Below are 15,200 nucleotides of genomic sequence, written 5' to 3'. Positions count from 1 at the left end.
GGGGGCTTGTTGCCCCTTGGTATGGTCGCCGCGATTGGCGCTTGATCTGCTATGACTGTCTCGATATGTCAAGCGGTGTCAGAAAAACGAACGACGGTTGCGACCAAATAGTCACAGTGGCGCATTCAGGTGAGGAATAACGCTTTGAAACTGCGGCTCGAAGCCGAAAATGACGGGTTCGACCTCCTTTTGGGGGAGCAGCTCGTGCTGCAGCATCGCCGGGATTGTCCTGCGGTGGTCATGGCCCGCGGCAACCCTGAAGTCGTGATGGTACGCGGCAATTTCAGCATCATGGATTCGCCCAGCGACGCGCTCGCGCCGACCAGTTGGGCGCAAACTGAGGCCGGGGTCGATCTGCTCGACGGCGACACCCCTGCCCTGCGCATCACGGTCAGCGGCCACAGGCTGACCATCTCCAGCCTGCTGCCTGGCTATGACCGGCTGACCGTGCATTTTCATGCCGTGTCCGGCGAAACCGTCTGGGGTGGCGGCGAGCAGATGAGCTATCTCGCGCTCAATGGCCGCGCCTTCCCGATCTGGACGAGCGAGCCCGGCGTCGGCCGCGACAAGTCGACCGAGCTGACCCGCATCATGGACGCCGACGGCATGGCGGGCGGCGACTATTGGAACACCAATTATCCCCAGCCGACGTTCCTGACCTCGCGCTGGCTCGCCGTGCACCTCGACGCCAGCTGCTACAGCGTGCTCGATTTCACCGATCCTGCGGCGCACCGGGTCGAGGTTTGGAGCAGCACTGCCGCGTTCGAACTGTTCGTCGATGATGGCCCGCTGCGGCTGGTCTCGCAGCTCTCGAAGCGCTTCGGCCGCCAGCCAAAACTGCCCGACTGGGCGATCGGCGGCGCGATTGTCGGGCTGAAGTCGGGTGCATCGAGTTTCGACCGGCTCGAACGGTTCATCGAGGCAGGCACCGCCGTCTCCGCCGTATGGTGCGAAGACTGGGCGGGAGTGCGCGAAACGACATTCGGTCGCCGCCTGTTCTGGGACTGGCATTCGGGCGACCGCAGCGCGGCACGCTACCCGGCATTGAAGGACCGGATTGCCGATCTGCACGCGCGCGGCATCCGCTTCATGGTGTACGCCAACCCCTATATCGCGGTCGATGGCGAACTGTACGAAGAGGGCCGCGCGGGCGGACACTTCTGTCTGCACACCGATAGCGATGATGTGCACCTCGTCGATTTCGGCGAGTTCGATTGCGGCGTCGTCGATTTCACCCGCGAAGATACCCGCGCCTGGTTTGCCGAACGCATATTGGGCCGCGAGATGCTCGATATCGGTATCGATGGCTGGATGGCAGATTTCGGCGAGTATCTGCCCACCGACCTGCGCCTGTCCGATGGATCGGACCCGATGGAGGCGCACAATCTGTGGCCGGTTCTCTGGGCCGAGGTCAACGCGCGCGCGGTCGAAAGCCGGGGCCGGACGGGCGACGCGGTGTTCTTCATGCGCGCAGGCTTCTCCGGCGTGCAGGCGCATTGTCCGTTGCTCTGGGCGGGCGACCAGTCGGTCGATTTCACCCGGCACGACGGTATCGGCACGGTGATCACCGGCGCGCTGTCGGCTGGCCTGGTCGGCAATGCCTATAGCCATTCGGACTGCGGCGGTTACACCTCGCTCCACGGCAACATCCGCACCGAAGAGCTGATGCAGCGCTGGTGCGAGCTGGCGGCGTTCGCGCCGGTCATGCGCAGCCACGAGGGCAACCGCCCCGACGACAATCTGCAGTACGACAGCACGCCCGAGCTGCTCGACTGCTTTGCGCAGTGGAGCCGGGTGCATGCGCATCTGGCGCCCTATGTGCGCCATCTTTGCCACGAGGCGCGTCAATCCGGCCTGCCCGCTCAGCGCCCGCTGTTCCTGCATTACCCGCACGATCCTGCCCTCTTTACGGTGCAGGACCAGTTTCTCTACGGTGCCGATCTGCTGGTGGCACCAGTGATCGAGCAAGGCGCGGTCGACCGGTCGGTCGTGCTTCCCGGCGCAGGCGTGTGGCGGCATGTGTGGAGCGGCGTGGACTATGCGCCGGGCCTGCACCGGATCGCCGCGCCTATAGGTCAGCCGCCAGTCTTCTATCGCCCCGACAGCGCCCATGCCGCGCTGTTCGCGGGGCTGAACGGAGTGCTGCAAGGATGAGTGAACGGGCCAACATCAAGGACGTGGCGGCCAAGGCTGGCGTGGCGGTGAAGACCGTCAGCCGCGTGCTGAACGGCCACCCCTATGTCAGCGCGCAGACCCGCGACCGGGTGGAAGAGGCGATGCGTTCGCTCGATTTCCGCCCCAGCATCGCCGCGCGCATCCTGTCGGGCGGAAAGTCGAACCAGGTCGCGCTGATCTACGACAACCACAGCCCTTATTACATGTTCCAGATCCAGACCGGCTGCTGGGATTTCTGCCGCTCCAACAACATTCGCCTGCTGGCCCAGCCGGTCGATGTTGCCGATCCGGAAGTGGGTGAACAGGTGCGCGGTCTTGTCACCGAAACGCATGTCGATGGCATCATCCTGTCGTCGCCGGTGACCGATTGCGACCCAGTGCTGCGCGCGCTGGAAGCGCTTGACGTGCCGTTCGTGCGCATATCGCCGGGCACCAATCACGCGCTGACGAGTTCGGTGTTCATGGACGACGCGCTGGCTGCCGATGACATGACGACGCACCTGATCAACGCCGGGCATCGCCGCATCGGTTTCATCAAGGGTCACCCCAATCATATGGCCTCGGACGACCGCTTGTTCGGCTATCGCCGTGCGCTCGACCGTGCCGGGCTGCCGTTTGACCCGGTGCTGGTGTGCGATGGCGAATTCGATTTCGATTCGGGCGTGCGTGGCGGGCGGATGCTGCTCGATCTGCCGCAGCGGCCCAGCGCGATCTTCGCGTCGAACGACGACATGGCCGCAGGCGTGCTCGCCGTGGCACATGATCGTGGCATGGAGGTTCCCGCCGAGCTTTCGGTTGCCGGGTTCGATGATACCACGCTCGCGCGCACCGTCTGGCCTCCGCTCACCACCATCCACCAGCCGATGGCGGAACTGGCGCGCACCGCGACCGAAATCCTGATTGCCGGTGGCGACATCGCGCATCGCCGCCTTCCCCATACCCTCATCGAACGCGCCTCCGTAGCGCCCCCACACAGGACTTTTTATGAGTGAATTGCCTTTGCCACCTGCGTTCCGTCCCCTGGGCCGCAGCGATATTGCCGTCTCCCCGATTGCCTGGGGCATGTGGCGCTTTGCCGAGAACGGCCGTACCGTGGCGCAGGCCACCGCGCTGGTCCATGCCGCGCTGGATGCAGGCATCACGTTTCTGGATACCGCTGATATCTACGGGTTCAACGGCGAAGGTGGCTTTGGCGATGCCGAGGCGTTGCTGGGTGAAGTGATCGCGGCTGATCCGGCCCTGCGCGACCGCATGGTGCTGGCCACCAAGGGCGGCATCCTGCCCCCCCTGCCCTATGACCAGGGCGCGGAATATCTGCGCAAGGCAATCGATGATTCGCTGCGCCGCCTGAAGGTGGACATGGTCGACCTGTGGCAGATCCATCGCCCCGATATTCTGGCGCACCCGCAGGAAACCGCGCGCGTGCTTGACGATGCGGTGTCGTCGGGCAAGATCCGCACCATCGGCGTGTCGAACTTCACGATGCCGCAGATTGCAGCGCTCGACCATTTCCTTGCCGAGAAGATCGTCACCACCCAGCCCGAGATCAGCCCGCTGCGGATCGACTGCTTTGAAAACGGCGAGCTCGATCAGGCCATGATGCTGGGCCTGACCCCGATGGCATGGTCGCCATTGGGCGGCGGTCGCCTGGCTGCACCGGAAAGCCCGCGCGACCAGGCCGTCGCCGCAGCACTCGACGCGGTCGCCGAAGCGCAGGGCGTCTCGCGCAGCGTTGCGGCCTATAGCTGGCTGATGGCGCACCCGGCGGGCATCGTACCCATCATCGGGTCGCAGCAGGCCGAGCGCATTGCCGAGGGCGCAAGCGCGCTCAAGGTCCGCTGGACGCGGCAGGATTGGTACGCGGTGCTGGTCGCAGCCCGCGGCGTTCCGCTGCCCTGATGCCGTGCCGGATGCTTCGACAAGCTCAGCATGAGCGGGGTTGGAGCAGCATTCCAAACCACTCCGATCAGCCTGAGCTTGTCGAAGTCCCCGCGCCAGCCCAGCCCATAGGAACAAACACATGACTCAACCTACCGACCAACAATGCGAGATTTCCTGGTTTTCGGCGCTGTGCGACGATGACTATGAATTTCTCGGCGTGCCCGACCCCTATCTGCAATCGAGCTGGGAGCATTGCCGCAACATCGTGCTGCGCGCCGAAGAGGGCGGGTTCGACAACATCCTGCTGCCTTCGGGCTATGCACTGGGGCTGGACACCACAGCGTTCGCAGCCGCCGTCGCCACACAGGTGCGCCGCATCAAGCTGCTCTGGGCGACACGCATGGGCGAGGACTGGCCGCCGCAGCTGGCGCGGCGGATCGCCACGCTCGATCGTATCCTGGGCCCCAATGCCGCAGGCACCGGCGGGCGCCTGAACGTCAACATCATCTCGTCCGACATGCCCGGCGAGAAGATCGAATCCGCACCCCGCTATACCCGTGCGACCGAGATCATGAAGATCGTGCGTACGTTGCTCAACGGCGAGGCGCTCGACTTCCAGGGTGATTTCTACAAGCTCAAGCTCGATCCGCCGCGTGTCACGACGATCTCCGGCAAGTGCCCCGCCTTCTACTTCGGCGGCCTGAGCCACGAAGCGCGCGAGTGCGCCGCCGAAGCCTGCGACGTCTATCTGATGTGGCCCGACACGATGGACAAGGTGCGCGAGAACATCGCTGATCTGACCGCACGTGCCGCCAAGTTCGGCCGCACGCTCAAGTTCGGCTATCGCGCGCATGTCATCGTCCGCGAAACCGAGGACGAAGCGCGCGCCTATGCCGACCGACTGCTGTCCAAGCTCGACGATGACGCCGGCAAGGCGATCCGCGAAAAGTCGCTCGATGCCAAGAACTACGGCGTGCAGCGCCAGCAGGAGCTGCGCGGCGCGGCCGATGGCGACGGCTTTGTCGAAGAGAATCTGTGGACTGGCATTGGTCGTGCCCGTTCGGGTTGCGGCGCGGCGATCGTCGGCACGCCCGATCAGGTGCTCGCCAAGCTGCGCGCCTATCAGGCAGAAGGCATCGACGCGTTCATCCTCTCGGGCTATCCGCACGTGCAGGAAGCCGATATGTTCGCGCGCTACGTATTGCCGCACATCCAGCACGGACCGCTCGACATCTGATGGACCAGAGGCAGCCTAACTCCGCCACCGTGTATGACGTCGCCGTGATCGGCGGCGGCGTCAACGGCACGGGCATAGCCCGCGATGCCGCCGGACGCGGCGCCAGCGTGCTGCTGCTGGAAGCGGCAGATCTCGCCAGCGGCACCTCGTCCAACTCGAGCAAGCTCATCCATGGCGGTCTGCGCTATCTGGAACATTACGAGTTCGGGCTGGTGCGCGAAGCACTGGGCGAGCGCGAAATCCTGTGGGCCATCGCGCCGCACATCATCTGGCCGATGCGTTTCGTGCTGCCTTGGGTCAAAGGCTTGCGCCCGCGCTGGCTGCTCAGGCTCGGCCTATTTCTGTACGATCATATCGGCGCGCGCAAGAAGCTGCCCGCAACCGAGACGATCCGGCTCGACGACCACCCCGCAGGCGCACCGCTCAAGGCCGAATTCGTCCATGGCTTCGTCTACTCTGACGGCTGGGTCGATGACGCACGGCTGGTGGTGCTGAACGCGCGCGATGCCGCTGATCATGGTGCGGACATCCGCACCCGCTGCCCCGTCACCCGGCTTGATCGCATGGGTGACCTGTGGCGTATCGAAACGCCCCAGGGGCCGTTCACCGCGCGCTCGGTCATCAACGCTGCGGGACCTTCGGTCCTGGGCATTCTTGGGCGCAGTGGCGAGACGCCCAAGCAATCGATCCGGCTGGTGCGCGGATCGCATATCGTGGTGCGCAAGCTGTTCGATCACCCGCACCCCTATTTCTTCCAGCTGCCCGATGGGCGCATCTTCTTTGCGATCCCCTATGAGCAGGACTTCACGCTGATCGGCACCACCGACCGCGACCATGTGGCAGGCGAGCCGATCGTCGCGAGCGACGAGGAGATCGCCTATCTGTGCGAAGGCGCGAGCCGCTTCTTCGCCAAGCCCGTCACGCCAGCAGATGTCGTGTGGACCTATTCGGGCGTGCGGCCATTGGTCGACGACGGATCGGGCAAGCCCGAGGCCGCGACGCGTGGCTATCGCTTCGACGTTACAGATGCCCAAGAGGGCGCGCCGATGCTCTCGGTCTTTGGCGGCAAGATCACGACCTTCCGCACCCTCGCGCAGGAGGCGGTCGATCGCATGGGCGAACGGATTTCGGCGCTGCATGGTGCGCACTGGACCCACACCCGGCCCCTGCCCGGCGGCGAATTCGGCGTCGAGGCGGTACCGCAACAGATCGCAGCGCTGCACGCGCGCTACCCGTTTCTGGAAGCCGGTTGGGCAGAGCGGCTCATCCGGACCTACGGGACGACCGCCGCAACATTCCTGGGCGATGCGCAGTCACTGGCCGAGTGCGGGCAGCATTTCGGCCATGGCCTGACCGAGGCCGAGGTGCGCCATCTGGTGACCCGCGAATGGGCGACCAGCGCCGAAGATGTGCTGTGGCGACGCACCAAGCTGGGGCTGCATCTTTCCCCCGAACAGACCCAGGCACTCGACCGATTTTTTACAGAGGAACTCACAGTATGACACCCCGCATCGTCGCCATTGGCGGCACCGTTTCGGTCGGCAGCACCACCGAGCTCACCTTGCGTACCGCAATGGCAAGTGCTGCCGCGCAAGGGGCAGACGTGCAGCTGTTCGACGGTGCGTATCTGGCTGCGCTGCCGCATTATCGCAGCAGCGCGCATGCGGGCGCAGAGGGCCGTGAACTGGTGGAAGCGGTACGCAGCGCCGATGGCCTGCTGCTCGCAGCGCCAGGCTATCACGGCACGATTTCGGGCCTCGTCAAGAACGCGCTCGATTATCTGGAAGACCTGTCGAAGGATGAGCGGCCCTATCTCGATGGCCGCGCGGTGGGGCTGATCGCAACCGCATATGGCGATCAGGCCACGATGAGCACGATGCAGACCTTGCGTTCGATCGTCCATGCCCTGCGCGGCTGGCCGACGCCGATGGGCGCCACGATCCGCACCTATGCGGGCCTGTACTCCCCCGATGGCGAATGCTTGGACGATCGTGCGCGCATGCAGCTCGACATGGTCGGTCAGCAGGTCGTGCAGGGCGCCATCAGCCTCAGCGCCATGGCGCGGCCCGCCGCATGAGTATCGCAGCCGCCGTCGACGCGCTCAAGCAGGGCAAGGTGATCATCATCACCGGCGACCGCTATCGCCGTGGCGACATGGACTTTGCCGTCGCCGCGCAGCACGCCACGCCCGAAGCGGTCAATTTTCTGGCGACGCACGGACGCGGCCTTGTCTGCCTCGCGATGCAACAGGACCGCGCGATCCGTCTGGGAATCGATCTGATGAACCCGGGCACCGATCGTCAGTCGGGCAGGCCCCTGGGCCGCTCGATCGAGGCCGCAGAGGGCGTTACCACCGGCATTTCCGCTGCCGACCGCGCGCAGACCGTCAAGGCTGCAGTGGCCCCCGATGCGACGGCCGACGACATCGTCTCGCCCGGCCATATCTTCCCGCTGATCTGCGCTGGCGGGGGCGTGAGCGAGCGCCCTGCGGCTGCCGAGGCTGCGGTCGAACTCACCCGCCGTGCAGGCGCAGGCGATGCCGCCGTGATCTGCGCGATCATGCGCGACGATGGCGAAATGGCGCGCCCCGCCGACATCGCCGATCTGGTCGCACGCTTCGGCCTGGCGGTGGCCGATATCGGCGACCTGCTGGAATCCGACGAGAACGACAAGGCCCCTGCGCATGGCGGATGACCAGCTGATCCTGGTGCTGGACGAGGGCACCACCTCGACCCGCGCGATGCTCTACACGCTTGCTGGCAAGTGGATCGCCACCGAGCAGCGCGATATCACGCAATATTATCCGCAGCCCGGCTGGGTCGAGCATGACGCGGCCGAGATCTGGGAGCGTACATTGGCCTGCACGCATGCGATGATCGAGCGCGCCGGCGGCGCGGAGCGGATCGCGGCGATCGGCGTCACCAACCAGCGCGAGACGGTCGTCGCCTGGGACAAGACCAGCGGCAAACCGCTTGGCCGCGCGATCGTGTGGCAGGACCGCCGCACCGACGAACAGTGCCAGTCACTGCGCGCAGCCGGCCACGAACCAACAGTTCAGTCCACCACCGGCCTGTTGCTCGACCCTTATTTTTCCGCGACCAAGATGGCGTGGATGCTGCGCAACATCGAAGGTGCTGACCAGCTTGGCGATCGGCTGGCCTTTGGTACGGTCGAAAGCTGGCTGGTGTGGAACCTCACCGGCGGGCTGCACATCTCGGACGTCTCCAACGCCAGCCGCACCAGCCTGTTTGGCCTCACCGGCAACAGCTGGGATGAAGGCCTGTGCGATCTGTTCGGCGTGCCGCGCGGCGCGCTGCCGAAGATCGTACCCAGCACCGGCGCATTCGGCACGACCAGGCCCGAGCTGTTCGGCGCGGCGATCCCGATCACCGGGCTTGCAGGCGACCAGCAATCCGCCACAATCGGCCAGGGCTGTTTTGCGCATGGCCAGACCAAGGCCACCCTGGGCACCGGCGCGTTCATCCTGGCCAACATGGGCCAGACCCCGCCCACATCCGAACACCGGCTGCTCGGCACGGTGCTGTGCGAGGTCGGCGGTGTGCGCAGCTTCGCGCTCGAAGGATCGGTGTTCGTCGCGGGCAGCCTCGTCAAATGGCTACGCGACAGCATCGGCCTGCTGGGCAATGCCGCTGAGAGCGAGGCCCTGGCTCGTTCTGTGCCCGATAGCGGCGATGTCGTCGTGGTCCCTGCCCTTTCAGGCCTGGGCGCGCCTTATTGGATGCCCGATGCGCGCGGCAGCATCAGTGGCCTGTCGTTCGCCACCACGCGCGCGCACATCGTGCGGGCATCGCTCGAATCGGTCGCCAATGTCTTCCACGATCTGGGACGGGCGTTTGCTGCCGATGGCGCGGGCTGGTCGGTGCTGCGGCTCGATGGCGGGATGAGCGCCAACGACTGGATCGCGCAGGACATTGCCGATGTCCTCGATATCCCGTGCGAGCGCCCGACCGATGTCGAAACCACGGCGCGCGGCGCGGCCATCCTGGCGGCCATCGGTGCCGGGCATTATGCCTCGCTGGAGGATGCGAAGACCATGGTATCGCCGATCCACACCTTCGAACCGCAGATGGAACCTGCCACCCGCGATCGCAGGCTGAAGCTGTGGACCACCGCGCTCAATCTCAAGCCGAGCTGAGGCAGGCCCCAGCCCGGTCTTGAAGCCCGGTCAGACCTTGGCCGATTCCAGCCTGGGGCTGAGCAGGTGCACCACCAGCAGCGCCAGCAGATAGGCGCTCGCACAGATCGCGAACAGGATTTCGTAGCTGCCGGTGCTGTCGAGGATATAGCCGGTGAACAGCGCCATGCCCATGCCGCCCAAAGCGCCAACGGTGCCGCCGATGCCGATCACGGAGCCCACCGCACCGCGCGGGAAAACGTCCGACGGCAGCGTGTAAAGGTTTGCCGAGAAAGCCTGGTGCGCCGCTGTTGCGAGGCCGATGATCAATACCGCGCCCCAGACGCTGTCGATGCTTTGCGCAAACCAGATCGGCGTGACCGCCAGCGCGCACAGCAGCATCGTCGTCTTGCGCGCGAAATTGGGGGTCTTGCCCGCCTTGATCAATCGCGACGACATCCAGCCACCGAAGATCGAACCGCCATCGGAGATCAGGTAGATCGCGGCCAGCGGCAGACCAAAGGTCTTCAAGTCCATGTCATAGCGTTCGAACAGATAGCCCGGCAGCCAGAACAGGAAGAACCACCAGATGGGATCGATCAGGAACTTGCCCAGCGCATAGGCCCAGGTCTCGCGCACCGTCAGTAGGCGGCTCCAGCCGATCTGTTCGACAGGATCTGCGGGATCCTGCTGGATCCACGCCAGTTCGGCGGCAGAGACGCTCTTGTGCTCGGACGGGTGACGATAGATGGCCCACCAGGCGACCAGCCACACCAGGCCGAAGATGCCGGTGATGTAGAAGGCCTCGCGCCAGCCGAACCACAGCACCAGCGCCGGCACCAGCAGCGGCGTGATGATCGCGCCGACATTCGCCCCGGCGTTAAAGAGGCCGATGGCGAAGGCGCGCTCGCGCTGCGGGAACCAGTCGGTCACCGCCTTGATGCCGGCGGGGAAGTTGCCGCTCTCGCCGATGCCCAAGCCAAAGCGTGCCGCTGCAAAGCTGGTCACCCCGGCCGCAAGCCCATGCGCCATATGCCCCATGGTCCAGATGACGATCGCGATCGAATAGCCCAGTCGTGCGCCCAATACGTCGACGATGCGCCCAAAGCCAATATAGCCGATGGCATAGGCAACCTGGAACCAGAAGACGATGTTGGCAAAGTCGCTTTCGGTCCAGCCGAACTCGGCGACCAGAGTGGGCTTGAGCACCCCGATCATCTGGCGGTCGATATAGTTGATCGCGGTGGCGGCGAACAGCAGGCCTACGATGACCCAGCGATAACGCCCTGCCCTGCCCGCAGCGGCATCCAGCGCCGGAGGCCGTGTCACTTGTGCGGCGGTATCAACCATTGTCCCTCTCCCAGGTGTGCGCGCGGCTGTTGCCGTTCCGCCGATTCATGAAAAACCTCAGCGCGGCTGTGCGGCAACCACGCGACAATTGACTTCGCCGCAGCCTTCGAAGATCGCACGGAACGACTGACCGGGAGCGATTTCGTGCACGCCGGTGATCGCGCCTGTGGAAACCCACAGGCCCTGCGTCACATCAAAACCGCGCTGCAGCAGATTGCCCAGCAGAAACCGCACCGCACCATAAGGGCCGTCGAGCATCGTCGCGGCGGTCGCCTTGCCCACCTCCACGCCATCGATCTCGCTGCGAACGACAATCGCGCACAGATCTGCCTCGCGCCAACCGGTGAGTGTGGCGCCGCGCACCATGCCGGCATTGTTGCCGAAATCCGAAATCGTCACGGGGGGCCCATCGATGTTGATGCCGGGATAAGGTGAACTGGCGACTTCGATACCCAGCCGGACATCGTCCAGAATGGCCCGCGTGCCATCATCGTCGGTCGGCACAACGCCTGAAAAACCGGGCGCGACGTGCAGCAGCAACTCTGCCTCGCCTGCTGCAAAACCGCCGTCGAAGACCGGCATATCGGGCACGTCGGAAGGTTGCGAATCGACAACATGGTCGGCAAAGATCGGCCCGGCCAGCCGGTTCGCGCCCAGGTCTTCATCCAGCGGCGGCATGATGCGGCCGACTTTCCAGCCGATCACGTCGCGTCCGTCGATATGGATTGCCCGATCCTGTATGGCATAGGCGGTGTCGAGCGCGCTGGGCGCCACGCCCGGATAGAGGCTCAGCGCCTGCGCGTCTCGCCGCGCGCGGACAAAGGCCTGCGCCACTGCATCCACGCTTGAATCCACCGTCAAATCCATCCCCATCCCTCAAGTCCTTCTCGTAACCGGCTGCGTAAAGGAAACCGGTGTCATTCGCAAGTGGCCGCGTTTTCGCAAGGAACCTTGCTACAGCGTCACTCCCTTTTTCCAGATGGCGATCGCGCGCTGCCCGGCGCGTTCGGCCGCCGTTTTCTGCCCGCTGGCAATCGTCAGCAAATGCGCCAGAAACGCAGCGTCGACCTCTGCCGGGTCGGATTCCAGCACGGCAGACGCGTCAAAATCGATCCAGTGCGGCTTGGCCTTGGCCAGCGCCCGATTCGAGGCAATCTTCACCGTTGGCGCAGGGAACCCGAGCGGCGTGCCGCGACCGGTCGTGAAGAGCACCAGGGTGGCACCTGCCGCGGTCAGCGCGGTGGACGACACCGCGTCATTGCCGGGCGCTTCGAGCAGCGCGAGACCCGGTTGCAGCGCCTGCGCGCCATAGCCCAGCACACTGGTGAGCAAGGCGGTACCGGCCTTCTGCACTGCGCCGGCAGACTTTTCCTCCAGTGTCGTGATGCCGCCTGCAATATTACCGGGCGAAGGGTTTTCCGACACCGGCAGGCCCTGATCCAGATAATAGCGCTTGAACCCGTTGACCAAGGCGGCGGCCTGCTCGAACGTTTCGGCATCGGCCGCGCGTTCGAGAAGTGCCTGCTCTGCACCGAAGATTTCCGGAATTTCGGTCAGGATCGGCGTGCCGCCTGCTGCGGCTAGCGCCTCGCTGAAACGGCCCAGCAAGGGGTTGGCGGTCAGGCCAGAAAAACCATCGGAGCCGCCGCATTTCAGCCCCACCACCAGCGCGCCAAGCGGCAGAGGCTCGCGTCGGCATAATGCAGCATCGGCGACCAGCGCATCGATGATCGTGGCAGCTTCGGCCATTTCGTCGCCCGCACCTTGGGTCGACAGGCATCGCACCTTCGGCTGCGCAGCAGCCGGAAGTTCTGCCACGATCCCGGCCAGCTGGTTCGATTCGCAGCCCAGCCCCAGCAACAGCACGCCCGCCGCGTTGGGATGGAGCGCCAGCCCCGCGAGCAGGGTGCGAGTAGCGGCCAGATCGTCACCCAGTTGCGAACAACCGTGCGGATGCGCAAAGGCATGCACGCCATCGATGCGCCCCTGCGCGATCAACTCCCCATGGCGAGTATTGGCGTCACGCGCGATCTGTTCAGCTGTCAGCGCGACACAACCGACGCTGGGGAGTATCCAGATCTCGTTGCGTGTCGCCGCGCGGCCATCCGCACGGCGATAGCCCTGCCAGAGCGGGCCTGCGGGCTGCTGCGCCACGCGTTCGGCGGCAGCAGGTCCCGGCGCATAGGCCAATTCGCCTGCGAGCGCAGTCTTCAGATTGTGGGTGTGCACATGATCACCCGGCGCGATGGGCATGCAGGCGCTGCCAATCGGCAAGCCATATTTCACCACCGCAGCGCCGATGGCATGGGCTGCAACCGCGAACTTGTGGCCCTGCGCAATATCGTCGGTCAGTGTCACGGTCTGCCCACCGATTTGAAGCGTCTCGCCTGCTGGCAGGTCGCGCAACGCCACGGCCACCGTGTCGGCGGCATGGACCTGCATGGCAGCGGACCTGGCGGGGGTCATGTTGGGCTCTCTCTCCTGCGCACAGCGATTCTCTGTGTCCGTTCTGTCAAGGCATAGCGCGATGGTAACCGGTGTCAACGATGGCGGGATTGCCTAAGGGCTGGAGTTGCGGCTAGGACAATTGCTGCACTGACACCGGTGTAGTTGGGCGATAGGGCAGATCAGCGCGTGAACAAGGCAAAAGAGGGCAAGCCCACGATCAATGATGTCGCGAGGATCGCCGGAGTTTCGAAGAAAACCGTGAGCCGGGTGATCAACCGTTCGCCGCTGCTCAACAGCGCAACCCGCGAAAAGGTCGAGGCCGTGATCGCGGACCTGGGCTATGTGCCCAACCCTCAGGCGCGGGCGCTGGCGCTGCGACGCAATTTCCTGATCGGGCTGATCCACGACAACCCCAATGCGCAGATGGTGCTGGGCGTTCAGGAAGGCATTCTGGCGGCGATCCGCGAAACCGAATTCGCGCTTGTCGTCCGCCCGGTCAATCGCCGGTCGCCCGACATGCTGGATGATGTGCGCACGTTCCTTGAGCAGCAACGGCTTTTCGGCGTGCTGCTTCTGCCGCCGATTTCAGAGAATGACGCGCTGGCCGAGCTTTGCGACGAACTGGGGGTGACCTATGTTCGCATGGGTTCGGTACGGCTCGACGAAGACGCGCATATGGTCGCATCGAACGATCGCGAGGCGGTGGCCAAGGCCATCGCCTATCTGATCGGTCGCGGTCACGGCCGCATCGGCTTTGTTGCAGGACCGAAAGGCTTCAGATCGGCTGCCGAACGTGCGCTGGGCTACAGCGACGCGTTGCAGACGGCGGGCATCGCCATGGACCCGGCGATCATGGCCGAGGGCAGCTACACCTTCGAGACCGGCATTGCGGCAGGCGAAAAACTGCTCGCCGCCTCCCCCCGCCCCAGCGCGATCTTTGCCAGCAACGATGAAATGGCGGCAGGCGTGCTGCACGCTGCGCGCAGCATTGGCCTTTCGGTACCGGAAGACCTGTCGATCATCGGGTTCGATGACACCGCGATTGCCGCCCACATCTGGCCGCCGATGACAACCGTGCGATGGCCGATCCAGCTGATGGCCAAGGCCGCCGCCATCAAGCTGATCGATCCCGCCGCAGCACGCACACAGCCTTCGCATTTCCTGTCCGACCTGATCGAAAGAGCCTCGGTTGCGTCAGCCTGACCTGATGGGCTCCCCGGCAAATGGGACTTGCATGCCTTTATGACACCGGTTACCAAGCAGGCTAACACTTCACCAGAGACAATCCGGAGCACAAACGCCCGGACAGGAGAGACCCGATGAAGATCGCATTGATCACCGAGAACAGCCAGGCTGCCAAGAACGCCATCATCCACGAAGCCCTGACCACTGTCGCTGAGCCATTGGGCCATGAGGTGTTCAATTACGGCATGTATACCGCCGAGGATTCCGCGTCGCTGACCTACGTGATGAACGGGCTGCTGACCGGCATCCTGCTCAATTCGGGCGCGGCCGATTTTGTCGTCACCGGTTGCGGCACCGGCATGGGATCGATGCTGGCGTGCAACGCCATGCCCGGCGTGTTCTGCGGCCTGGTCATCGACCCGACCGACGCCTTCCTGTTCGGCCAGATCAATGACGGCAACGCCATTTCGATGCCCTATGCCAAGGGCTTTGGCTGGGCCGCCGAATTGAACCTCCAGGACGTGTACAAGAAGCTGTTCGAAGGCGAGCGGGGCCTGGGCTATCCCAAGGAGCGCGCTGCGATCATGGCGACCAATCGCGGCATCCTGAAGGACCTCAAGGCGGCGACCTGCCACGACATGCTCACCGTGCTGAAGACGGTCGACCAGGACCTGCTCAAGGCTGCGGTCGCAGGCGAGCGCTTTGCCGAATATTTCTATGCCAATTGCCAGGACGAGGCGATTGCCGCCTATCTGCGCGAACTGACCGCCTGAACAGCATGACCCCGCC

At 64.7% G+C, this 15,200-nt stretch carries 13 protein-coding genes; 10 read left to right on the top strand and 3 right to left on the bottom strand.

All coding sequences use genetic code 11. From position 1 onward, the window contains the following. The first annotated feature begins 144 nt into the window (after positions 1-144). The 8 genes from D618_RS0107090 (at position 145) to D618_RS0107055 (ending at position 9,449) form a co-directional block, all read left to right on the top strand. The gene (locus D618_RS0107090; RefSeq protein ID WP_017670809.1) at positions 145-2,154 is read left to right on the top strand and encodes an alpha-glucosidase; all 2,010 of its coding nucleotides are present in this window, start codon (positions 145-147) and stop codon (positions 2,152-2,154) included. Continuing rightward, positions 2,151-3,167, top strand: a complete 1,017-nt coding sequence (locus D618_RS0107085; RefSeq protein ID WP_017670808.1) for a LacI family DNA-binding transcriptional regulator — start codon at positions 2,151-2,153, stop codon at positions 3,165-3,167. Before D618_RS0107090 ends, D618_RS0107085 begins: the two co-directional genes overlap by 4 nt. Continuing rightward, entirely contained in the window at positions 3,160-4,074 is a 915-nt protein-coding gene (locus D618_RS0107080; RefSeq protein ID WP_026091398.1) for an aldo/keto reductase, read from the top strand. The genes D618_RS0107085 and D618_RS0107080 overlap by 8 nt, the downstream gene beginning before the upstream one ends. 121 nt (positions 4,075-4,195) lie before the next feature. Beyond that, positions 4,196-5,293, top strand: coding sequence for an LLM class flavin-dependent oxidoreductase (locus D618_RS0107075; protein WP_017670806.1), 1,098 nt, complete (start codon positions 4,196-4,198; stop codon positions 5,291-5,293). Then, the gene (gene glpD, locus D618_RS0107070) at positions 5,293-6,795 is read left to right on the top strand and encodes a glycerol-3-phosphate dehydrogenase (RefSeq protein ID WP_017670805.1); all 1,503 of its coding nucleotides are present in this window, start codon (positions 5,293-5,295) and stop codon (positions 6,793-6,795) included. The genes D618_RS0107075 and glpD overlap by 1 nt, the downstream gene beginning before the upstream one ends. Beyond that, positions 6,792-7,370 carry an NAD(P)H-dependent oxidoreductase gene (locus D618_RS0107065; RefSeq protein WP_017670804.1) on the top strand — a complete coding sequence of 193 codons (579 nt, stop codon included), beginning with the start codon at positions 6,792-6,794 and terminating at the stop codon, positions 7,368-7,370. The genes glpD and D618_RS0107065 overlap by 4 nt, the downstream gene beginning before the upstream one ends. Continuing rightward, positions 7,367-7,987, top strand: coding sequence for a 3,4-dihydroxy-2-butanone-4-phosphate synthase (locus D618_RS0107060; RefSeq protein WP_017670803.1), 621 nt, complete (start codon positions 7,367-7,369; stop codon positions 7,985-7,987). The genes D618_RS0107065 and D618_RS0107060 overlap by 4 nt, the downstream gene beginning before the upstream one ends. Then, complete coding sequence (locus D618_RS0107055; RefSeq protein WP_017670802.1) at positions 7,977-9,449, top strand: glycerol kinase; 1,473 nt, start codon at positions 7,977-7,979, stop codon at positions 9,447-9,449. The genes D618_RS0107060 and D618_RS0107055 overlap by 11 nt, the downstream gene beginning before the upstream one ends. Positions 9,450-9,479: 30 nt before the next feature. On the opposite strand, the gene D618_RS0107050 is transcribed toward D618_RS0107055, so the two are convergent. From D618_RS0107050 to D618_RS0107040, 3 genes are all read right to left on the bottom strand, one after another. Continuing rightward, the gene (locus tag D618_RS0107050) at positions 9,480-10,778 is read right to left on the bottom strand and encodes an MFS transporter (RefSeq protein WP_017670801.1); all 1,299 of its coding nucleotides are present in this window, start codon (positions 10,776-10,778) and stop codon (positions 9,480-9,482) included. 57 nt (positions 10,779-10,835) lie between these two features. Beyond that, positions 10,836-11,651 carry a 2-keto-4-pentenoate hydratase gene (locus D618_RS0107045; protein ID WP_238550612.1) on the bottom strand — a complete coding sequence of 272 codons (816 nt, stop codon included), beginning with the start codon at positions 11,649-11,651 and terminating at the stop codon, positions 10,836-10,838. 81 nt (positions 11,652-11,732) lie between these two features. Next, positions 11,733-13,244 (bottom strand): altronate dehydratase family protein, encoded by a 1,512-nt coding sequence (locus tag D618_RS0107040; protein WP_026091396.1) that lies wholly within the window; start codon positions 13,242-13,244, stop codon positions 11,733-11,735. 168 nt (positions 13,245-13,412) lie between these two features. On the opposite strand from D618_RS0107040, the gene D618_RS0107035 reads away from it, so the two are divergent. Both D618_RS0107035 and D618_RS0107030 read left to right on the top strand, forming a co-directional pair. Then, positions 13,413-14,429 carry a LacI family DNA-binding transcriptional regulator gene (locus D618_RS0107035; protein ID WP_026091395.1) on the top strand — a complete coding sequence of 339 codons (1,017 nt, stop codon included), beginning with the start codon at positions 13,413-13,415 and terminating at the stop codon, positions 14,427-14,429. Positions 14,430-14,545: 116 nt separating this feature from the next. Further along, entirely contained in the window at positions 14,546-15,184 is a 639-nt protein-coding gene (locus D618_RS0107030) for an RpiB/LacA/LacB family sugar-phosphate isomerase (protein WP_017670797.1), read from the top strand. Positions 15,185-15,200: the final 16 nt, after the last annotated feature.

Source organism: Blastomonas sp. AAP53 (assembly GCF_000331245.1).
In the GTDB taxonomy this organism is placed as follows: Bacteria; Pseudomonadota; Alphaproteobacteria; order Sphingomonadales; family Sphingomonadaceae; genus Blastomonas.
This window is presented reverse-complemented; position numbering and strand designations above follow the sequence as displayed.

Bases quoted from the DNA above. Each gene is read 5' to 3' on its own strand.
- D618_RS0107085 (WP_017670808.1), top strand. From the start codon at position 2,151: ATGAGTGAACGGGCCAACATCAAGGACGTGGCGGCCAAGGCTGGCGTG.
- D618_RS0107080 (WP_026091398.1), top strand. From the start codon at position 3,160: ATGAGTGAATTGCCTTTGCCACCTGCGTTCCGTCCCCTGGGCCGCAGC.
- D618_RS0107075 (WP_017670806.1), top strand. From the start codon at position 4,196: ATGACTCAACCTACCGACCAACAATGCGAGATTTCCTGGTTTTCGGCG.
- glpD (WP_017670805.1), top strand. From the start codon at position 5,293: ATGGACCAGAGGCAGCCTAACTCCGCCACCGTGTATGACGTCGCCGTG.
- D618_RS0107065 (WP_017670804.1), top strand. From the start codon at position 6,792: ATGACACCCCGCATCGTCGCCATTGGCGGCACCGTTTCGGTCGGCAGC.
- D618_RS0107060 (WP_017670803.1), top strand. From the start codon at position 7,367: ATGAGTATCGCAGCCGCCGTCGACGCGCTCAAGCAGGGCAAGGTGATC.
- D618_RS0107055 (WP_017670802.1), top strand. From the start codon at position 7,977: ATGGCGGATGACCAGCTGATCCTGGTGCTGGACGAGGGCACCACCTCG.
- D618_RS0107050 (WP_017670801.1), bottom strand. From the start codon at position 10,778: ATGGTTGATACCGCCGCACAAGTGACACGGCCTCCGGCGCTGGATGCC.
- D618_RS0107045 (WP_238550612.1), bottom strand. From the start codon at position 11,651: ATGGGGATGGATTTGACGGTGGATTCAAGCGTGGATGCAGTGGCGCAG.
- D618_RS0107040 (WP_026091396.1), bottom strand. From the start codon at position 13,244: ATGACCCCCGCCAGGTCCGCTGCCATGCAGGTCCATGCCGCCGACACG.
- D618_RS0107030 (WP_017670797.1), top strand. From the start codon at position 14,546: ATGAAGATCGCATTGATCACCGAGAACAGCCAGGCTGCCAAGAACGCC.